The organism is Aquimarina megaterium XH134 (assembly GCF_000520975.1).
In the GTDB taxonomy this organism is placed as follows: Bacteria; Bacteroidota; Bacteroidia; order Flavobacteriales; family Flavobacteriaceae; genus Aquimarina; species Aquimarina megaterium.
The window spans coordinates 1-271 of sequence record NZ_JACB01000059.1; the positions used below are offsets into that span (position 1 = coordinate 1).

1 protein-coding gene is annotated in these 271 nt (G+C 32.1%); it reads left to right on the forward strand.

All coding sequences use genetic code 11. The features are described from left to right. The coding region (locus tag Z053_RS31655) for a hypothetical protein (protein ID WP_035096756.1) at window positions 1–271 on the forward strand (271 nt) is incomplete at both ends.

The following is a 271-nucleotide window of genomic DNA, read 5'->3' on the forward strand; positions in this document are numbered from 1 at the left end:
GATGTCTTGTGAAGATTTTGGTAAACTTATTGTTACTAATTTTAAGATAACAGATACTAATGAATTAACATATGAAATGGATATGAATAATACAGGAGACGATTATATAGATCTAACCAATGTTATTGTACAAAACTACCTGTCAGAAGATGACCAATTAGGAGATGATAAACCGGCTGGTGGGTCTATAGTATCTTTTGGTGGTGAGGTTATTATGAAACCTGGTGAAACTAGGCAGTATAAAAATATTCCTTCTTCTAATGACCAAGAT